The following is a 15991-nucleotide window of genomic DNA, read 5'->3' on the forward strand; positions in this document are numbered from 1 at the left end:
CCGGGCGGGCGCCCGAGCGTACCTTCACCTACGCGTCGAGCGGCCGACCGCCCGATCGACACGACGTACCAAATTTTTTCGGGTACGACGGCCGCCCGGTCGGACGGGTACCGGCGAGCAGGGCAAGACCGGCACAGCACGCCCATAACGGCAGGGGAAACACCGCGACCCGCTCCATGCCGCCCACGCCGATGCCGAGCCCCCGCTGCGTGAAGAACAACGCCGTACCGCCGGCCGCGGTCAGCGCGGCGGCCAGGGTGAACGGGCGCAGACGGCCGAGCGCCGTCCGGCCGGGCGCGCAGCCGGCGACCAGCAGCCCGACGTTGCCCAGCCCCATGATGAGCAGGGCGCCGAGGACGTGCAGGTTCTCGTGCACGTCGGCGGGGAACGCACCCGCCAGGGCGTACCCGCCGGCGGCGAGCAGCAGCAGGCACTGGGCCGCGCGGACGGCCGGCCCGCGACCGGCCGCGCGCCAGGTCAGGACGGTGCCGGCGGCCAGGAGTACGGCGGTGAGCAGGATGGCCGCATTCATCGCGGGGTGCCAGGGCGAGCAGACGTACCGGGGGCGGGTCGTGTCCCAGATCCCGCAGGTCACGTTGCCGAGATCGCTGATGTTGTGGGTGGCCCAGCTGAAGCGCGGGTGGCGCCAGGCGAGGCCGGTGACCACGTTGGCGGCCAGGAACAGCGGGGTGGCCGCGATCCAGCAGAGGGCGCCGGTCCGGGCGGCGCGGGAGGGTCTCATGCCGGCGAGGACATCACCGCCCGGGCCGGGTGCGCACGACCCGTACCCGGTGTACCGGGGTAGGGCTGGGCATACCCCGCAAGCTCGGGTCAGACGGCTGGGGCCGGCCACCCGCGCGCGGATACGGTCACCGCATGTCGAACGATCATCCCCGGCACGTGCTGGCGGCGCTGTCCCGGCGCGGCTTCCTGATCTCGTCCTGGCCGTGGCGGTCACTGGCGTACACGGCCACGACCGCCCCCGTCGCGGCCTTCCTCGGGTTCGGGTGGGCGGTCGTCGCGCTGCCGTGGCTGGCGGCCGTGGACAGGGTGCGCGAGGATCGCCCGCTGACCGCCGTCAACGTCGCCCTCATGCTCGTGACCGGCGTGCTCGCCGGTATGTTCGGGCCGCTGCTGGCGGTGCCGCTGGCCGCGGCCGAACGCCGTCGGCTGGGCCTGGTGGACCGGCGGCCGGTGCGGACGGCGCACCGGCCGGTGACCGGCGGCGTGGTGGACCGGCTGCGCACCCGCTTCACCGAGGCCGCCACCTGGCGGGAGGTGGCGTACACGGTCGTCGTCGGCACCGTCGTGCCGGCGGCGTACGGCGCGGTCGCGCTACTGGTCATCGCGGAGCTGGGCCTGGTCCTGAGCCCGTGGCTGGCAGGCGGCGCGGAGCCGATCACGGTGGGCTTCGCCACGGTCACCAGCGGCCGGCAGGCCGTGCCGTACGCGGCGGCCGGTCTCGTCCTCCTCGTCGTCCTGACGCCCTACCTGATCGGGCTGCTCGCGGCCGGACAGGCCGCCGTCGCGCGGGCGCTGCTGGGCGGGGGCGACGACACCGCCGTGCGGGAGGTCGCCCGGTCCCGGACCAGGCTCGTGGACGGGTACGAGGCCGAACGCCGCCGCATCGAGCGCGACCTGCACGACGGCGTCCAGCACCGGCTGACCAGCCTCACCCTGCAGCTCGGGCTGGCCCGGCTGGACGTGCCCGACGACTCGTCCGCCGCGCGGTCGCTGGCCACGGCGCACGAGCAGGCCAAGGAGCTCATGGTGGTGCTGCGCGGCCTCGTGCACGGCATCCGCCCGCAGAGCCTCGCCGAGCTGGGCCTGCCGGACGCGGTGCGGGAACTCGCCGCACAGTCACCGATCCCGGTGACCGTCACGGTGGCGCCGCAGTGGTCCGGGCGGCCGTCCGAGCGGGTGGAGAGCGCGGCGTACTTCGTCGCCTCCGAGGCGCTGGCCAACGTCGCGAAGCACAGCGGCGCCGGCTGCGCCGACGTGATCATCAGCCGGGTGGGGAATCACCTGATCATGGAGATCCGCGACGACGGGCACGGCGGCGCCGATCCCGCGCGCGGCACCGGGCTGACCGGACTCGCCGACCGGGTCGCCGCCCTCGACGGCAGGCTGCTGCTGTCGAGTCCGGCCGGTGGCCCTACGCTCGTGCGGGTGGAGCTGCCGTGCGACCGGTGACCCGGGTCGTCCTCGCCGAGGACGGCGTGCTGCTGCGTGAGGGGCTCACCGGCGTACTCTCCCGGTTCGGGTTCGACGTCGTCGCCGCGGTCGGCGACGCACCAGCCCTGCGGGACGCCGTCGCCGCGCACCGGCCCGATCTGGTCGTGACCGACATCCGCATGCCACCCGGCTTCTCCGACGAGGGCCTGCGGGCCGCGGTAGCGCTGCGCGACGACGATCCGCACCTGGCCGTCGTCGTGCTCAGCCAGTACGTGCAGGCCGGGTACGCCTCGGCGCTGCTTGACTCCGGTGCCGGTCGACGGGTCGGCTACCTGCTCAAGGACCGGGTCGTCGACATCGAGGACTTCGTCGCGGCACTGCGCTCCGTGGTCGGCGGCGGGACCGTGATCGACCCCGAGGTCGTCCGGCGGCTGCTGCACCGGCCCCGGGACCCGCTGGCGGCCCTGTCCGGCCGCGAGCGGGAGGTGCTCGCGCTGGTGGCGCAGGGGCACTCGAACGCCGCGATCGCGCAGCGGCTGTTCATCACCGAGGCGGCGGTCGGCAAGCACATCGGCAACATCCTGGCCAAGCTGGGCCTGCCACCGACCGACGACGTCAACCGCCGGGTACTGGCGGTGCTCACCTACCTGCGCGCGACCGGCTGAGGTCCGCGCCGCACGCGGCACCCACTATCCCGGGCGTCTCGTCCTGCGGCAGCTTCAGGTACTGCTGCTGATGGTCACCGAGCAGCCGGGCGCACGCCTCGCCGTCACCGCGCTCGAACGCAGCCACGATCGGCACGTGCGACTCGGCCGCGGCGTGCAGGTCGACGTGGCCGCGCACCACCGTGGCGGTCGTCCGTACCTCCAGCAGCAGACTGTCCCAGATCTCCAGCAGCAGCCGGTTGCCGGTCGCGACGACAACCGCCCGGTGGAAGGCCACGCTGCCCCGGACGAACCCCCGCACGTCGCCCTGGTCGGCGGCCGCGCGCATCCGCGCCAGCGCCTGCCACAGCGGTGACCGGTCGGCGTGCAGCGCCTCCACCGCGTACCGGCCGGCGGTCTCCTCCAGGGCCATCCGCACCAGGTACACCTCGGCGAGGTCCTCCTGGCTCGCCACCCGCACGAAGGTGCCCCGCCGCGGCGTGGTCTCCACCAGGCGGGTGGCGACCAGTTCGCGCAGCGCCTCCCGTACCGGCCCCTGGCTCACCCCGAACTCCCGGGCGAGGTGCAGCTCCACCAGCCGGGTGCCCGGTGGGTACGTGCCGTCGATCACCCGTTCGAGGATCGCCTGCTTGACCTTCTCCGACAGGGTCTCGTGCGGCAGCGTCATGCCCATCACCGTGCCATACCGACACCGCGTCGACATATCCGCATCCCACGATGTTCACGCCGTTTTTTCGGCGCCGGCCGGCGAAGCGCCGCCGAGCCGCGGGAACGGCTCGACCGAGAACACCACCTCCACCGGCACCTCGAAGTACGCGGCGATCCGCAGCGCGAGGTGCAGGCTCGGGCTGAACTCGCCGCGCTCCAGGTAGCCCACGGTCTGGTAATGCACGCCGAGCGCCTCGGCGAGCTGCCGCCGGGAGATGCCCCGCTCCGCGCGCAGCATGGCGATGCGGTTGTAGATGACGTCACTCATCGCGTCCGCCTCTCACGTCACCCGCTGCAGCGCCTTCTCGCGGCGGGCGGCCACACTGGACCCGGACTCCCGGCGCGCCATCCGGCGCAGCACCACGGGCGCGACGACCATCCCGAACACGGCCCAGATCCCCAGGACGCCCAGGGTCTCCAGGTGCCGCCAGGAGTGGCCGAGCTCGGCCGCGGCCATCGCGTCAGGCAGCAGCGCCGACCGCATCCCCAATCCCAACCAGTACATCGGGAACACCTGCCCGATCCCCTGCAACCATCCCGGCAGGCTGGTGATCGGGTAGAAGATACCGGAGATCGCGACGAGCCCCATCACCGGCAGCATGACCAGCCCCAGGTTGCGGGGGTTGGAGATGAACGACCCGACGATCGCGCCGATCGGCATGGTGGCCACCAGCCCCAGCGGCAGCACCCAGGCCAGGGTCAGCCACGCGCCGGGCCGGTCCAGCGCGAGGCCGTCCAGCAGGAGCGCACCCGGGACCAGTTGCAGCACGATGCTCACCAGGCTCATGCCGGACACGACCGTGACCTTGCCGATGAGGTATCCGAGCATCCCGTCGGGGACCGCCTTCGCCCGCAGCAGGGTGCCGTCCTCGCGCTCGACGGTGAGCTGCTGCGCCAGGGTGACCAGGCCGCTGAACGCGATACCCATGCCGAGCGCGCTGGGCAGGGTGCGCGTACCGAGCGAGAAGCTGGTGCCCGGAACGGTCTTGTCGCGCATGAAGAACATGACCGTCAGGAGGATCGCCGTGGGGAACAGGTAGCCCCACAGGCTCTCGGTGTTGGTGAAGGTGTGACGCAGCTCGATCCAGCCGCGCGCCAGCCCGGCCCGGACCGCCGCGACCTTCGGGTTCGTGCCCATCGGGTGCTTCGTACCCGCCGGGTTCGTCGTGCTCATCGGGCGACCTCCGTGAAGGCGTGGATCGCGGAGTCGCCGCGACCGGACTCGAAATCGCGCACCAGGGCCATGTAGGTGTCCTCCAGGCTGGCTCGGCGCACCTCCAGGTCACCGATGGCATCGCCGTACTGCCGGAACAGCTCCCGCACGAACCGGGTGGCGTCGGTGGTGGAGTGCACGAACCGCCCGCCGTCGCAGGTCCAGCGGACCTCGGCCTCGGCCGCGACCCGCCGGGACAGCTCGTCGGCGGAGCCGTCGGCGATGACCCGCCCGCCGGCCAGCACCAGGATCCGGTCCGCCAGCTTCTCCGCCTCGTCGAGGTCGTGGGTGGTGAGCAGGATCGTGGTGTCGTCGTCGGCCAGCCGGTGCACCAGGTCGTGGAACTCGCGCCGGGCCGCCGGGTCGAACCCGACCGTGGGCTCGTCGAGGAACAACAACTCCGGTCGGCCCACGATGCCGATCGCGACGTCGAGCCGGCGCCGCTGCCCGCCGGAGAGCTGGGCGACCCTCCGGTCGGCGTGCGCGGTCAGCCCCACCTCGGCGACCAGCTCGTCGACGTCCCAGGGGCGGCGGATGCCGTAGGTGGAGTGGGCGGCGTAGTAGGAACCAAGGTGCGCCAGCAGTTCCCGGACCCGCCACTTGCCATGGTCACGCCAGGACTGCAGCACCACGCCGAGCCGGGCGCGCCACCGCTCGCCGCCGCGCCCCGGGTCCACGCCGAGCACGGCGACGTCGCCGGCCGACCGCATCCGGAAGCCCTCGAGAATCTCGATCGTCGTGGTCTTACCAGCGCCGTTGGGCCCGAGCAGCGCCACTACCTCGCCGCGCCGCGCCGTGAACGTCACCCCGGTCAGGACGTCGGTCGCCCCGTACCTCATCCTCAGGTCCCGCACGTCGAGCACGAGATCCTCGTCCGCCGGTCGAGCGCCCCTGGCCGGTGCCGGCAACTCCCCCACCGTTGTCATAGACCTGTACCTCCCCGTACAACAGGTATGCCAGAAGATAGCAGGTGTGCTACATGCGGGCCAGTCGTCCGACGGCCGGATGGGTGTCGGTTGTCCGTCAGAACCGGCCCACGGCCCGGGTCGCCCCCTCCGGCCGGGTCCACGCCCAGCCGGGTCGGCCCTCAGGCCGGGTCGGACCCGAACAGGCCGCCCATGGCGGTGTACATCCGGCGGTGCGCCCGCTCGGCCTCAGCGGCGACGAAGCGCAGCAGCGGCCGGGGGGCGTGCACGGTCAACCGCTCGCGGATCAGGGTGCCGCCGTCGGCGGGCGTGAACGACAGCTCGTTGTCCAGCCGGATCATCGGGAACTGGCGGGCCAACATGCGCACCGGACCCTGCGCGGGTGCCGACACCCGCACCCGGTACGTGAACCGTACCCGCCGGCCGGCGACCGCCATCCGGTCGGTCACCAGGTAGTCGGTGACCGTGGTGCCACTCTCGACGGTCTGCCGCTGCCGCCGCACGCCGACGACGAGCGGATGCACGTGGGTCAGGTTGGTGATGTCGCAGAACCAGTCCCGTACCGCCGCCGCCGGCCCCGGGACGGTCGCGGTGATCTCCAGGTGGGTGGTGCCGATGACCATCCGGTGGCCTCCCCCGGGTCAGTGGTCCCGGCCGTACCGGGCCACGGCGTCCCTGACGAACCGGAACGTCGTCGGGTCGGCGGCCAGGTCGTCGTTGGTCATGAAACTCATCGCGAACAGGCCGTCGCGGATGACGTCGCGCAGGTACGCGTCGGTGAAGATCTGCCGCACCTCGGCGGCGAACATCGCGCGGCTACCGTTGTCCGGCTTGTAGTGCGCCACCATGACCGGCCCGTACCGGCCGAGGATCTTCGTCATGGCGCGGATCTGGTCGGGGTTGCCACCGTTGTCGTCCATCGCCTGGAAACTCTGGAAGTCCGACGCCGCCATCAGGTCGGTGAAGTGGTTGAGCAGGCTACGACCACCACCCTTGGCGGGGTAGTCGTAGGTCGCCAGCCAGCCGCCGAACCCCAGGGAGACCCGCGCGTTCGCGGCCACCCGGTGGAAGATGTCGTATGCCGCGCGGTACTGGTCCTTCAGCGCCAGGTAGTAGGCGGTCGCCCGCGGGTCACCGGACCACTCGTTGTCCACACAGGGGTACGTGGAGAACTCGGTGAACAGCGTGACGTACAGCGGCGGCCCGGTCCGCGGACCGGCGAAGACCTGCGCGACCCGGCGGATGTCGTCGAGGAACCCGGTCGACAGCGGGTACCGCCGCCCGCAAGCCGCCCCGTACTTCGTGCTCACCGGCCCCTCGGCGTCACCCGACCACACCACCAGGTGCAGCGCGTACCCCTGTGCGTACAGCCTCGGCACCCAGGTGGTGCGCCAGCCCGCCATGAAGTCGCCGAGATCCTCCGGCCGGTTGTACCAGCTGGTGAGCATCCGCACCGGGGCCTGCCGGGTCAGCGCGAACCCGCTCGCCCGGTCGGCCTCGTCGCCGATGCCGATGAGCAGGCCGTCGCGCGCGGGCGGGGTCACCGACGGCGACGCCGGTACGGCCAGGGCCGAGCTGTTCGGTTGGTCCGACGGCGCCGGCGTGGCGAAGCGCGCGACGTGCCGGTCCGCGCCGGTCCCCCCGGCGACCACGCCCACCACCGTGGCGGCGGCCACCGCGACGGCCGCCGCGACCAGCCCGGCGACCAGGCGCCGGCGCGGCGTGGCGACCATGGACCGGCGCGGGGTTCCGACCGGGCGCCGTGGCGCACCGGGCGTGCGCCACGGCGGGCGGTATCGACGGGTCACCATGGGCCCCGACACTAGTACCCCGCCCGCGGCGGGTACCGGTGTCGCGCCATGATCATGAAGGAAGAGGAGGGCTACCACCCGGCGTTTCCTACTGGATCAGGGCAAGAGGGGCCGGCTGCCGTGGTCGCGGTGGACGGACTTCTCGGCGTACATCGCGAGGTCCGCCCGGTGCAGCAGCTCGTCGAGCGAGCAGGGTCGGCGCGGGTCGTAGCCGACGAATCCGATGCTGAGCGTCAGGTCGTGGCCGCCGGTCCGGGTACGGCCGGCCCGCCGGAGCAGTTCGCGCAGCCGGGCCACGACGGGCGCGGGGTCGTCGAGGTCGGGCAGGACCGCGCTGAACTCGTCGCCGCCCATCCGCCCGATCGGGTCGCCGTGGCGCAGGGCCTGGCGCAGCAGCGCAGCCGTCTCGCGGATCGCGGCGTCCCCGGCGGCGTGGCCGAACCGGTCGTTGATGAGTTTCATGCGGTCGACGTCCACGCACAGCACGACGAGCGGCCGGCCGGTACGGTCGGCCCGGTCGCGCAGGCGCTCGGCGACGGCGAGAAAGCCGCGCCGGTTGTACAGCTCGGTCACCGGGTCCAGGTCGGCCAGCCGGCGCAGCTCGGCGCGTGCCGCCTCCAGGCGCAGGGTGGTGCGCCGGAGGACGACGTTGACCACCACGGAGGTGACGCAGGCCATCAGCATCCCGTACCCGAAGTCGGCGAAGCCGGCGCTGGCGGGTGCCTGCACGGCCACCGCGACCCACCCCGCGGCCGACCCCAGGACCAGGACGAGCAGCCACGGCAGGGACCGGATGAACACGCCCGCGCCGATCACCGCCAGGATGATGTTCACGGTGTCGAGGGCACGGCGCTGCTGGAGCAGCGGCAGCGCGGCGATCCCGAGGACGACGACGTAGCTGCCGGCGGCGACCGGGTGCGCCCAACGCTCGGGCATCGGGTTCCGGCGGCACCACACCGCGAGGCCCAGGAACAGCAGACTCGCCACGGCGTTCACCGACGCGTCGACGGAGGCCCAGGGCAGCGCCGCGTAGCCCAGCCAGATGACGGCGCCGAAGGCGAACAGCACCGACAGGCCGAACGCGCACGGGACGATCGCGTCCGCGGTCGCCGCGGCGAGCGTCCTCCGTCGCTCGGCCCGGTCCAGCCCGTCGCCCGACCCGTTCACCGCCCCCACGTCCTCCCTGCCCGGCCAGCAACGTCACCACTCCGACGGCCGTCCTACGGGCGGTCGACGCTCCACCATCGACGGCCGGGCCCCCGACCTGAGGTATCGACCGCGTCGGCCCGGTCACACGGTCGGTGCCGCCAGCTCCCCGGTACGGTCCACCCTCGCCCTGCTCGTAATGTCCGTCTGGATGAAACTCGGACTCACCCAGCTGATCGACCCGCGCCTGCTGCCTCTTGTCGAAGGTTCCCGCGCCTTCTACGCGAATCGCCCGGCCGGGCGTGGCCCCAGCAGCTGGGAGGAGCTTCGCGCTGTCCGAGCCGATCTCATCGAGGCCGCCCCGTCGCAACCGCCGGCCGTGGAGGAGCTCGTCAGCGTCGACGGCCGTAGCGTCCCGCTGCGGATCCACGCCCCTGTGGGCAGGCCAGCAACGGGCGTCCTCCTCGAGATCCACGGCGGCGGCTTCTACCTGGGATCGGCCGCTTCCAGCGACATCCGCAACCGGGAGCTTGCGGACGCGCTCGGCATTGCGATCGCGAGCGTGGACTACCGGCTGGCCCCTGAGCACCCGTGGCCGGCCGCACCCGAGGACTGCGAAACCGCGGCTGTCTGGCTCGCCGACAAGGCAGCGGCCCGGTTCGGCGCAACCAAGCTCGCCATCGTGGGCTTCTCGGCCGGCGCGACGCTCGCGGTCACCACGCTTCTCCGCCTGCGCGATCGGGGGATCTCCGCAGTCGATGCCGCCGTGCTGCAGTTCGGAACCTACGACCTGAGCGCACAGACACCCGCGGGCCGCCTGATCGCCGACGAGTATTTCCTCGATGCCTACGCCGGGGCCGCGTCCGACCGCACGCATCCCGACCTGTCCCCGATCTACGCCGACCTTGCGGACCTGCCTCCTGTCCTCATCGTTGTCGGAGATGCCGACATCCTGCTCCAGGACAACCTGGCCATGGCCGCGCGGCTGTCAGCGGCCGGAGTCGAAGTCGATCTCCGCTGCTACCCCGGCTCGCCTCACGGCTTCACCGCTCACCCGACCCCCATGGCGCAGGCAGCCCTTGATGACATCAAGGCATGGCTCAACGGCTATGTGGGCTCCCACTAGCTGCGCAGCGAAGTCCCGCTGACGGAACAGGCTGACCGGCGCGGTCGGGATGGCGCCGGCGTCCGCGTACCCCGCCGCGGCGGGGCCGTCCGGACGCTACTCCGCCACCGGCCGCCGCAGCGAGTAGGTGACCGCGTGCAGGCGCAGCGGCTGACCGACCATCAGCGCCGCGCGATCGTACGCCTGCCAGCCGGCGGCGCCGGCCCGGTTGAGATGGCGCAGGTCGTCGAAGCGCTCGTCGGTGCCCCATCGCTGGGCGCCGCCCGGGTAGTGGAAGATGGCGTCCCAGTCCATGAACCGGTCGGTGCCGAACTCCCCGGTCGCCTTGTACTCCAGTCGCGCGTACTCCCATTTCGTCACCGGCTCATCATGCCGCACCCCGCCGACCGAGCGGTACACACCAATGCGTGGCGGGGCACCCCCGGTCACCGCGACGGCCACTCGTACCGCAGGAACTTGCCGTCCAATGTGATCACGACGCGGTCGCCGGCCGGATCCTCGCGCCGGTCGACCGAGACGCCGAAGTTGATCGCACTCATGATGCCGTCGCCGAACCGCTCGTGGATGATCTCCTTGAGGGCGGGTCCGTAGACCTGGAGCACCTCGTACAGGCGGTAGATCGTGGGGTCGGTCGGCACGGCCGTCGGCAGCGCACCGCGCATCGGTACCGCCGTCAGCACCGGTACGGCCTGCGCCGGCAGCCCCAGCGTCGTCACGATGATCTCGGCGTCCGCCGGATCGAGAGGGTGCTGGCCGAGCAGCGCCGCCACCGTCCACACCACCGGCTTGCCGATCGCGCCCGCGAGCGCCTGCCAGGCCAGCCCCCGTTCCAGCCTGGCGGCGACCACGGCCCGCGTGACCTCGTCCCGTGTCATGACGACCTCCCGTCCAACTACCGCTCTCTCCGGCGCCCGCACCCGACCTGACCGGTGACGGACGGTTGAAACCCACCGCCCGCCGACCGCGACCGCGCCAGTGGCAGGCTGTCGCCATGGGGTTGTTCACGCTGGCCGAGGCGCGGCAGGAGCTGGCCCGGCTGCGGCCGGTACTCGACGAGCTGGTCGCCGTGCGCGCCGACGCCGCCGAGCTGGCCGCGGCGCTGGCCGTCGGCGGCCCACCGACCCGGCTGGGCGGCCTGCCGGAATGGAAGGCCGCCGAGGCGCGGCTCGACGAGCTGATGACGGCGGTGCAGCAGACCGGCGCGGAGCTGAAGGGACTGGCGCCGTTGCTGGTCGACTTCCCGGCCGACCTCGACGGCGAGCCGGTCCTGCTGTGCTGGCTGGAGGGTGATGCGGAGCTGGCCTGGTACCACCGGCCGGACCTCGGGATCGCCGGGCGACGCCGACTGCCGGCCGACCCGGTGACCTGACCGACGGGTGGCCGGGAGCGGGCCGTCGGCGGGCGGCCACTCCCGCGGCGCGCCACCCCGCATGGCCGCGCTCCGCGGCTAGGCCCCCGGTCGGACCTGGGACGGGTCGCCGAGGACCGCACCCAGCAACAGGTCACGCTGCCAGGTGCGCAGGTCGGCCGCGTCGGGCTCGATGAGGACCTGCGCGAGCGAACCGTCGTGGACGGCGACGATGGTGCGCGCCAGCAGGTCCGGCGTGGCGGCGGCGGGTGGCAGGTCCAGGCCCGCCGCCGCGGCGGTCAGGATCGGTACCAGCGCCTCGCGGACCGCGCGGCGGTGCCGGGCCAGCGCGGCGGCGACCTCGGGGTGGCGCAGCGCGTGCGCGGTGAACTCGGCGTTCACCGCGTACCACCGGCTGTCGGCGCCCAGGGTGGCGAGGATCCGGTCGACCGCCCCGGCCAGGTCCCCCGCGCCGGTGGCCATTCCCGGATCGCCGAGGGTCTGTTCGATCACGGCTACCACCGCGGCGGTGCGCTGCTCGTACAGCGCGAAGAACAGCTCGTCCATGGTGTCGAAGTTGGAGTAGAAGGCGCCCCGGCTGTAGCCGGCCGCCTCGCACACCTCCTCGACCGTGGCGCGGCCGAAGCCGCGCGCGGCGAAGACCTCGAAGGCCGCGTCGAGCAGCCGCTGCCGGGTCTCGGCGCGGCGGCGGGTCACCCGCGCCGGACGGGACTCGTGGTCACCGGATGTTCCACTGACCGTCATCGTGATCTCCATCTCGATACGTTTTTGTATTCGATACATAATCGTATCGTGGGTTGAGGCAGCTCACCAGCGCGGATGGAGCAACGATGACCCTGGATCACCACCACGGCCGACACGAGGCACCGAGCGAGCCGGCAGCCGCCCCGCGGTTCGTCGACGAACTGCGGGACGCGGTACCGCTGCGCACCGTGGGGATCGTCGTCGGCGTCCTGCTGCTGCAACTGGGCTTCATCCTGTCGTACGTCGGGGCCTTCCATCACCCGAAGCCGCACCGCATCGACCTCGCGGTCGTGGCGCCCGCCCAGGTCACCGGCACGACGGTCGACCGGCTCAACGCCATCGACGGCCAACCGGTCCACGCGGTCGCCGTGTCCGACGCCGACACCGCCCGCCGCCGGATCCAGGAGGGCACGACGGCGGCCGCGTTGGTCGTCGACCCCCGTGGTAGCACGGACACGCTGCTGGTCGCGACCGGCGCCGGCACGTCAATCGCCGGCGCCGTCGAACAGGTCGTCACCGCGGTCGACGCCGGCCAGCACCGCACCGTCACGGTCACCGACGTGGTACCCCTTCAGACCGGCGACGGGCGTGGCCTGACCGGGTTCTATCTGGTCATCGGCTGGATCGTGGGCGGGTACCTGGTCGCCGCCCTGCTCGGTGTGGCCAAGGGCGCCCGGCCGGCGAACCTGCACCGGGCCGTGATCCGGCTGGCCGCCGTGGTCCCGTACGCGGTGGTGTCCGGCCTGGGCGGCGCCGTGATCGTCGGCCCGGTGCTCGGCGCGCTCGACGGACACCTGCTCGCCCTGTGGGGCATCGGCACGCTCCTGGTCCTGGCGGCGGCCACCGTCACGATGGCGTTCCAGTCCCTGTTCGGCGTCATCGGGATCGGCCTGACCGTCCTGCTGTTCGTCGTCCTCGGCAACCCCAGCGCCGGCGGCGCGTACCAGCCGGCCATGCTGCCGACGTTCTGGCGGGTGATCAGCTCGGGCCTGCCCAACGGAGCGGGCACCGAGGCGGTACGCCGGGTGGTCTACTTCGGCGGCCACGACATCACCCGGCCGGTCGCGGTGATCACGGTCTACGCGGTGGTCGGTACCGCCGTCGCGCTGGCCGCCTCGGTGCTGCGCCACCGGCGGCAGGGGCGGGCCGTAACCGACTGAGGACCGCACCGGAAGGGCCTGACGCCGGGATGCGTCGGCGGGCAGAATCTCAGGGGGTGCGCCGAGCCGGGGCCGCTGCACCGGCCGCCGGGACGGGCCCGCCCGCGACCGAGAGGACAACCGATGCCCGCCGAGCCCCGGGTGGCCGCACCCGAACTGGTCGAGCTCGCCACCGGCGTCTACGCCTACGTCCAGCCCGACGGGTCCTGGATGCTCAACAACACCGGGATCGTGACCGGTGACGATGGCGACCTCGTCCTCGTCGACACCACCTCCACCGAAGCCCGCAACCGGGCCCTGCTCTCCCACGTCGCGCGGGTCAGCACCGCCACCCCGCGGGCGCTGGTGAACACCCACCACCACGGCGACCACACCTTCGGCAACTGGCTGATGCCCGCGCAGACCCCGATCATCGGGCACGTCACCTGCCGCGAGGACGTCCTCACCGCCGGCCTGCTCGCCGCGCACCTGTTCGCCGGCCCGGACTACGGCCGCATCGAGCTGCGCCCGCCCGACGTCACGTTCACCACCTCGATGACCCTGCACCTGGGTGGGCGGACCGTCGAACTGCACCACGTCGGACCGGCGCACACCCGCAGCGACGTCGTGGTCTGGCTACCCGAGCAGCGGATCCTGTTCGCCGGGGACATCGCGTTCGCCGGCGGGCAGCCGTTCCTCGCCGAAGGAAGCGTGTCCGGCTACCCGAAGGCCCTCGCCGCGGTACGTGCCCTGCAACCCGAGATCCTGGTGCCCGGCCACGGGCCGGTCTGCCGCGGTGACGAGGTGGTCCGGCTACTCGACGACCTCGACGGGTACGCCGCGTACGTCGACCGGCTCGCCCGGGACGGGCACGCGGCCGGACTGGGCCCGCTGGAGGCGGCCCGCCGGGCCGGGGCGAGCCGGTTCGACGGCTGGCAGGAGCGGGAACGGCTGATCGGCAACCTGCACCGGGCGTACCGCGAACTCGACGGCCAGCCGGTCGGCGCGACGCTGGACCTGGCCACGGTGTGGGGTGAGATGGTCGCCTTCCACGGCGGCCCGATCCGCTGCCTGGCGTAGGCGCGCGACCGGACGTGCATTGATCACGTCCGCTAGATTGCCGGGATGGCAGTGGATGGCGCGGCCCTCCGGGAGGCCCTCGCCCGTACCGGACAGGACCACGGTCCAGGGCTCTTCGGTCTGATCACCGAGGGCGGTCGGGTGGTGTTCGAGGGGTCGGTCGGCGTGGCCGACCTCCGGCGTCCCCGGCCGATCGAGGCTCGGGACCGCTTCCGGGTGGGTAGCGTGACCAAGGTCTACCTGGCCACGGTCGTGCTCCAACTGGTCGCCGAGGGCGCTGTCTCGCTGGCCGACCCGGTACAGCGCTGGCTCCCCGACGCCGTACCCGACGGCGCGGCCATCACCGTGGAGATGCTGCTGCGCATGCGCTCCGGCCTGCCGGACTACGTGGATGCGGTCTTCGGTGACCCACGGGACCTGCGGGCGCTGGACCGCTACTGGTCGCCCGAACAGCTCGTCGCCGCGGCGTTGACGAGCCCCGACCGCCTCGCCCCGGACACCGGGTTCCGGTACAGCAACACCGACTACGTGCTGCTCGGAATGATCGTCGAGAAGGCGACCGGGCAGCGGGTGGAGGCGCAACTGTGGCAACGGATCGTCAAGCCGCTGGGCCTCCACGACACCACGTTCCCCACCGTGGATCCGTACCTGCGCGGCCCGCACGCGACCGGGTACCTGCGGGACGGCGCCACCTCGCCCTACGTGGAGTGCACGACGATCTCACCGTCCGAGTCCTGGACCGCCGGGGCGATCGTGGCGACCGCCGGGGACCTCACCGCCTTCCTGGACGGGCTGCTCGGCGGTACCCTGCTGGCCGCCGACGACCTCGCCCGAATGATCGACTGCGAGGAGGTCGTCGACGAGCACCGGTCACGGGGACTGGGCATCGTGCGGTACGACTTCGGCAACGGCCCGGTCGCGTACGGCCACCCCGGCGGCATGCCGGGCTACTCGACGGTCGCGATGCGCACCACGGCGGGCCGGTGCATCGTGCTCTGGCAGAACGGCCTCGACGCACACGACCCGCTCACCACCGACGCGCCCTTCGTTCAGGCCGCCCTCTCGGCCTGACCGCCCGCGGCATCGAGGAGGGCCTGGAGCAGCCGCAGCGGCTCCTCGGCGTCGATCAGTTCCTGGTCGTCCCGGTCAGGAACTCGTCGACCCGCGTGAGGAAGACGTGCCGCTCGGTCAGGGAGCAGAACATGTGTCCGCCTCGGAACACCTGTAGCCGCGAGCCGGCGATGCCGTTGTGCAGCTGTTCGGCCATGGACAGGGGGAGAGACCTGTCGCGCCGCCCGTGCAGGATCAGCGTGGGGACGTTGATCTGGTCCAGTCGCGCCGTGGCGTCGTACCGGACGGCCGCTTCGCGCTGGCGGCGATGCGCGTACCCGGGCTGCGGGTACCTGCCGTGCATCCCGGGGATCCACTGCAACAGCCACATCAGGCGCATTGGCCAGGACATGTGTACCTTCCCCCGGCCCGCCGCGGAGGTGCTGACCAGGACAAGCCTGCGCACTCGGGAGGGGTGGGTGAGGGTGAGTTCCAGCGCGATCCGCCCACCCATGGAGATCCCGAGGATGTCCGCCCGATCAATGGACAGGGCATCCATCAGACCTACCGTGTCCCGGGTCATCAACTCGATCGAATACGGGCGGTCCGGTTGGTCGGTACGTCCGGCTCCACGGTTGTCGAACACGATCACCCGACGGTGCCGGGCCAACTCGTCGGTGATCGGGGTGAGCAGAGTGAGGTCCGCGCCCAGGCCGCCGATCAGGACGAGCGGCGCCCCCGCTCCGTGGATCTCGTAGTACATGGTGATGTCGTCGACTCGGACCGTCGGCATGCCGCGCGCAGTAGTACCCGCAGGCGAGTGGCGGGCCGTGACCGGA

The 15991-nt window shown here is 72.5% G+C and carries 19 protein-coding genes; 7 read left to right on the top strand and 12 right to left on the bottom strand.

Translation table 11 applies throughout. The features are described 5' to 3' along the window. Positions 1-28: 28 nt before the first annotated feature. Positions 29-742, bottom strand: coding sequence for a DUF998 domain-containing protein (locus ACNTMW_RS02905; protein WP_426631753.1), 714 nt, complete (start codon positions 740-742; stop codon positions 29-31). A gap of 134 nt (positions 743-876) precedes the next feature. Between ACNTMW_RS02905 and ACNTMW_RS02910 the strand changes: the two genes are divergently transcribed. Both ACNTMW_RS02910 and ACNTMW_RS02915 read left to right on the top strand, forming a co-directional pair. Next, positions 877-2193, top strand: a complete 1317-nt coding sequence (locus tag ACNTMW_RS02910) for a sensor histidine kinase (RefSeq protein WP_426631754.1) — start codon at positions 877-879, stop codon at positions 2191-2193. Next, complete coding sequence (locus ACNTMW_RS02915) at positions 2181-2840, top strand: response regulator transcription factor (RefSeq protein ID WP_426631755.1); 660 nt, start codon at positions 2181-2183, stop codon at positions 2838-2840. The genes ACNTMW_RS02910 and ACNTMW_RS02915 overlap by 13 nt, the downstream gene beginning before the upstream one ends. On the opposite strand, the gene ACNTMW_RS02920 is transcribed toward ACNTMW_RS02915, so the two are convergent. From ACNTMW_RS02920 to ACNTMW_RS02950, 7 genes are all read right to left on the bottom strand, one after another. Then, entirely contained in the window at positions 2815-3507 is a 693-nt protein-coding gene (locus tag ACNTMW_RS02920; protein ID WP_426631756.1) for a GntR family transcriptional regulator, read from the bottom strand. The two genes, ACNTMW_RS02915 and ACNTMW_RS02920, sit on opposite strands and share 26 nt — an antisense overlap. Before the next feature lie 54 nt (positions 3508-3561). Continuing rightward, on the bottom strand, positions 3562-3816 hold the full coding sequence (locus ACNTMW_RS02925) for a helix-turn-helix transcriptional regulator (RefSeq protein ID WP_426631757.1): 255 nt from the start codon (positions 3814-3816) through the stop codon (positions 3562-3564). Between the two features lie 12 nt (positions 3817-3828). Beyond that, entirely contained in the window at positions 3829-4686 is an 858-nt protein-coding gene (locus ACNTMW_RS02930) for an ABC transporter permease (protein WP_426632130.1), read from the bottom strand. Positions 4687-4718: 32 nt separating this feature from the next. Next, a complete protein-coding gene (locus ACNTMW_RS02935; RefSeq protein ID WP_426631758.1) occupies positions 4719-5687 on the bottom strand; it encodes an ABC transporter ATP-binding protein in 969 nt (322 codons plus the stop codon). A gap of 161 nt (positions 5688-5848) precedes the next feature. Continuing rightward, positions 5849-6310, bottom strand: a complete 462-nt coding sequence (locus ACNTMW_RS02940; protein WP_426631759.1) for an SRPBCC family protein — start codon at positions 6308-6310, stop codon at positions 5849-5851. Between the two features lie 18 nt (positions 6311-6328). Further along, positions 6329-7498 carry a hypothetical protein gene (locus tag ACNTMW_RS02945; RefSeq protein ID WP_426631760.1) on the bottom strand — a complete coding sequence of 390 codons (1170 nt, stop codon included), beginning with the start codon at positions 7496-7498 and terminating at the stop codon, positions 6329-6331. A gap of 96 nt (positions 7499-7594) precedes the next feature. Beyond that, positions 7595-8665 carry a GGDEF domain-containing protein gene (locus tag ACNTMW_RS02950; RefSeq protein ID WP_426631761.1) on the bottom strand — a complete coding sequence of 357 codons (1071 nt, stop codon included), beginning with the start codon at positions 8663-8665 and terminating at the stop codon, positions 7595-7597. A gap of 190 nt (positions 8666-8855) precedes the next feature. Here ACNTMW_RS02950 and ACNTMW_RS02955 point away from each other — a divergent pair, with 190 nt between their 5' ends. Continuing rightward, positions 8856-9770 carry an alpha/beta hydrolase gene (locus tag ACNTMW_RS02955; RefSeq protein WP_426631762.1) on the top strand — a complete coding sequence of 305 codons (915 nt, stop codon included), beginning with the start codon at positions 8856-8858 and terminating at the stop codon, positions 9768-9770. Positions 9771-9866: 96 nt separating this feature from the next. Here ACNTMW_RS02955 and ACNTMW_RS02960 read toward each other — a convergent pair whose 3' ends face one another. Together ACNTMW_RS02960 and cynS are read right to left on the bottom strand one after the other, a co-directional pair. Further along, entirely contained in the window at positions 9867-10130 is a 264-nt protein-coding gene (locus ACNTMW_RS02960; RefSeq protein ID WP_426631763.1) for a hypothetical protein, read from the bottom strand. 65 nt (positions 10131-10195) lie between these two features. Next, positions 10196-10645, bottom strand: a complete 450-nt coding sequence (gene cynS, locus ACNTMW_RS02965) for a cyanase (RefSeq protein ID WP_426631764.1) — start codon at positions 10643-10645, stop codon at positions 10196-10198. A gap of 116 nt (positions 10646-10761) precedes the next feature. Between cynS and ACNTMW_RS02970 the strand changes: the two genes are divergently transcribed. Then, a complete protein-coding gene (locus ACNTMW_RS02970) occupies positions 10762-11139 on the top strand; it encodes a DUF2203 domain-containing protein (RefSeq protein WP_426631765.1) in 378 nt (125 codons plus the stop codon). A gap of 78 nt (positions 11140-11217) precedes the next feature. Here ACNTMW_RS02970 and ACNTMW_RS02975 read toward each other — a convergent pair whose 3' ends face one another. Further along, positions 11218-11883: a TetR/AcrR family transcriptional regulator gene (locus ACNTMW_RS02975; protein WP_426631766.1), complete on the bottom strand. Its 666-nt coding sequence runs from the start codon at positions 11881-11883 to the stop codon at positions 11218-11220. An 86-nt stretch (positions 11884-11969) separates the two neighbouring features. Between ACNTMW_RS02975 and ACNTMW_RS02980 the strand changes: the two genes are divergently transcribed. The 3 genes from ACNTMW_RS02980 to ACNTMW_RS02990 all read left to right on the top strand — a co-directional run bounded on the left by ACNTMW_RS02980 (position 11970) and on the right by ACNTMW_RS02990 (position 15173). Next, the gene (locus tag ACNTMW_RS02980; protein ID WP_426631767.1) at positions 11970-13043 is read left to right on the top strand and encodes a hypothetical protein; all 1074 of its coding nucleotides are present in this window, start codon (positions 11970-11972) and stop codon (positions 13041-13043) included. Positions 13044-13166: 123 nt separating this feature from the next. Beyond that, positions 13167-14102, top strand: a complete 936-nt coding sequence (locus ACNTMW_RS02985) for an MBL fold metallo-hydrolase (protein ID WP_426631768.1) — start codon at positions 13167-13169, stop codon at positions 14100-14102. A gap of 45 nt (positions 14103-14147) precedes the next feature. After that, a complete protein-coding gene (locus ACNTMW_RS02990; RefSeq protein ID WP_426631769.1) occupies positions 14148-15173 on the top strand; it encodes a serine hydrolase domain-containing protein in 1026 nt (341 codons plus the stop codon). A gap of 55 nt (positions 15174-15228) precedes the next feature. Here ACNTMW_RS02990 and ACNTMW_RS02995 read toward each other — a convergent pair whose 3' ends face one another. Next, positions 15229-15945 carry an alpha/beta fold hydrolase gene (locus ACNTMW_RS02995; protein WP_426631770.1) on the bottom strand — a complete coding sequence of 239 codons (717 nt, stop codon included), beginning with the start codon at positions 15943-15945 and terminating at the stop codon, positions 15229-15231. Positions 15946-15991: the final 46 nt, after the last annotated feature.

The sequence above is a fragment of the Planosporangium spinosum genome (genome assembly GCF_049999945.1).
Lineage (GTDB): Bacteria > Actinomycetota > Actinomycetes > Mycobacteriales > Micromonosporaceae > Planosporangium > Planosporangium spinosum.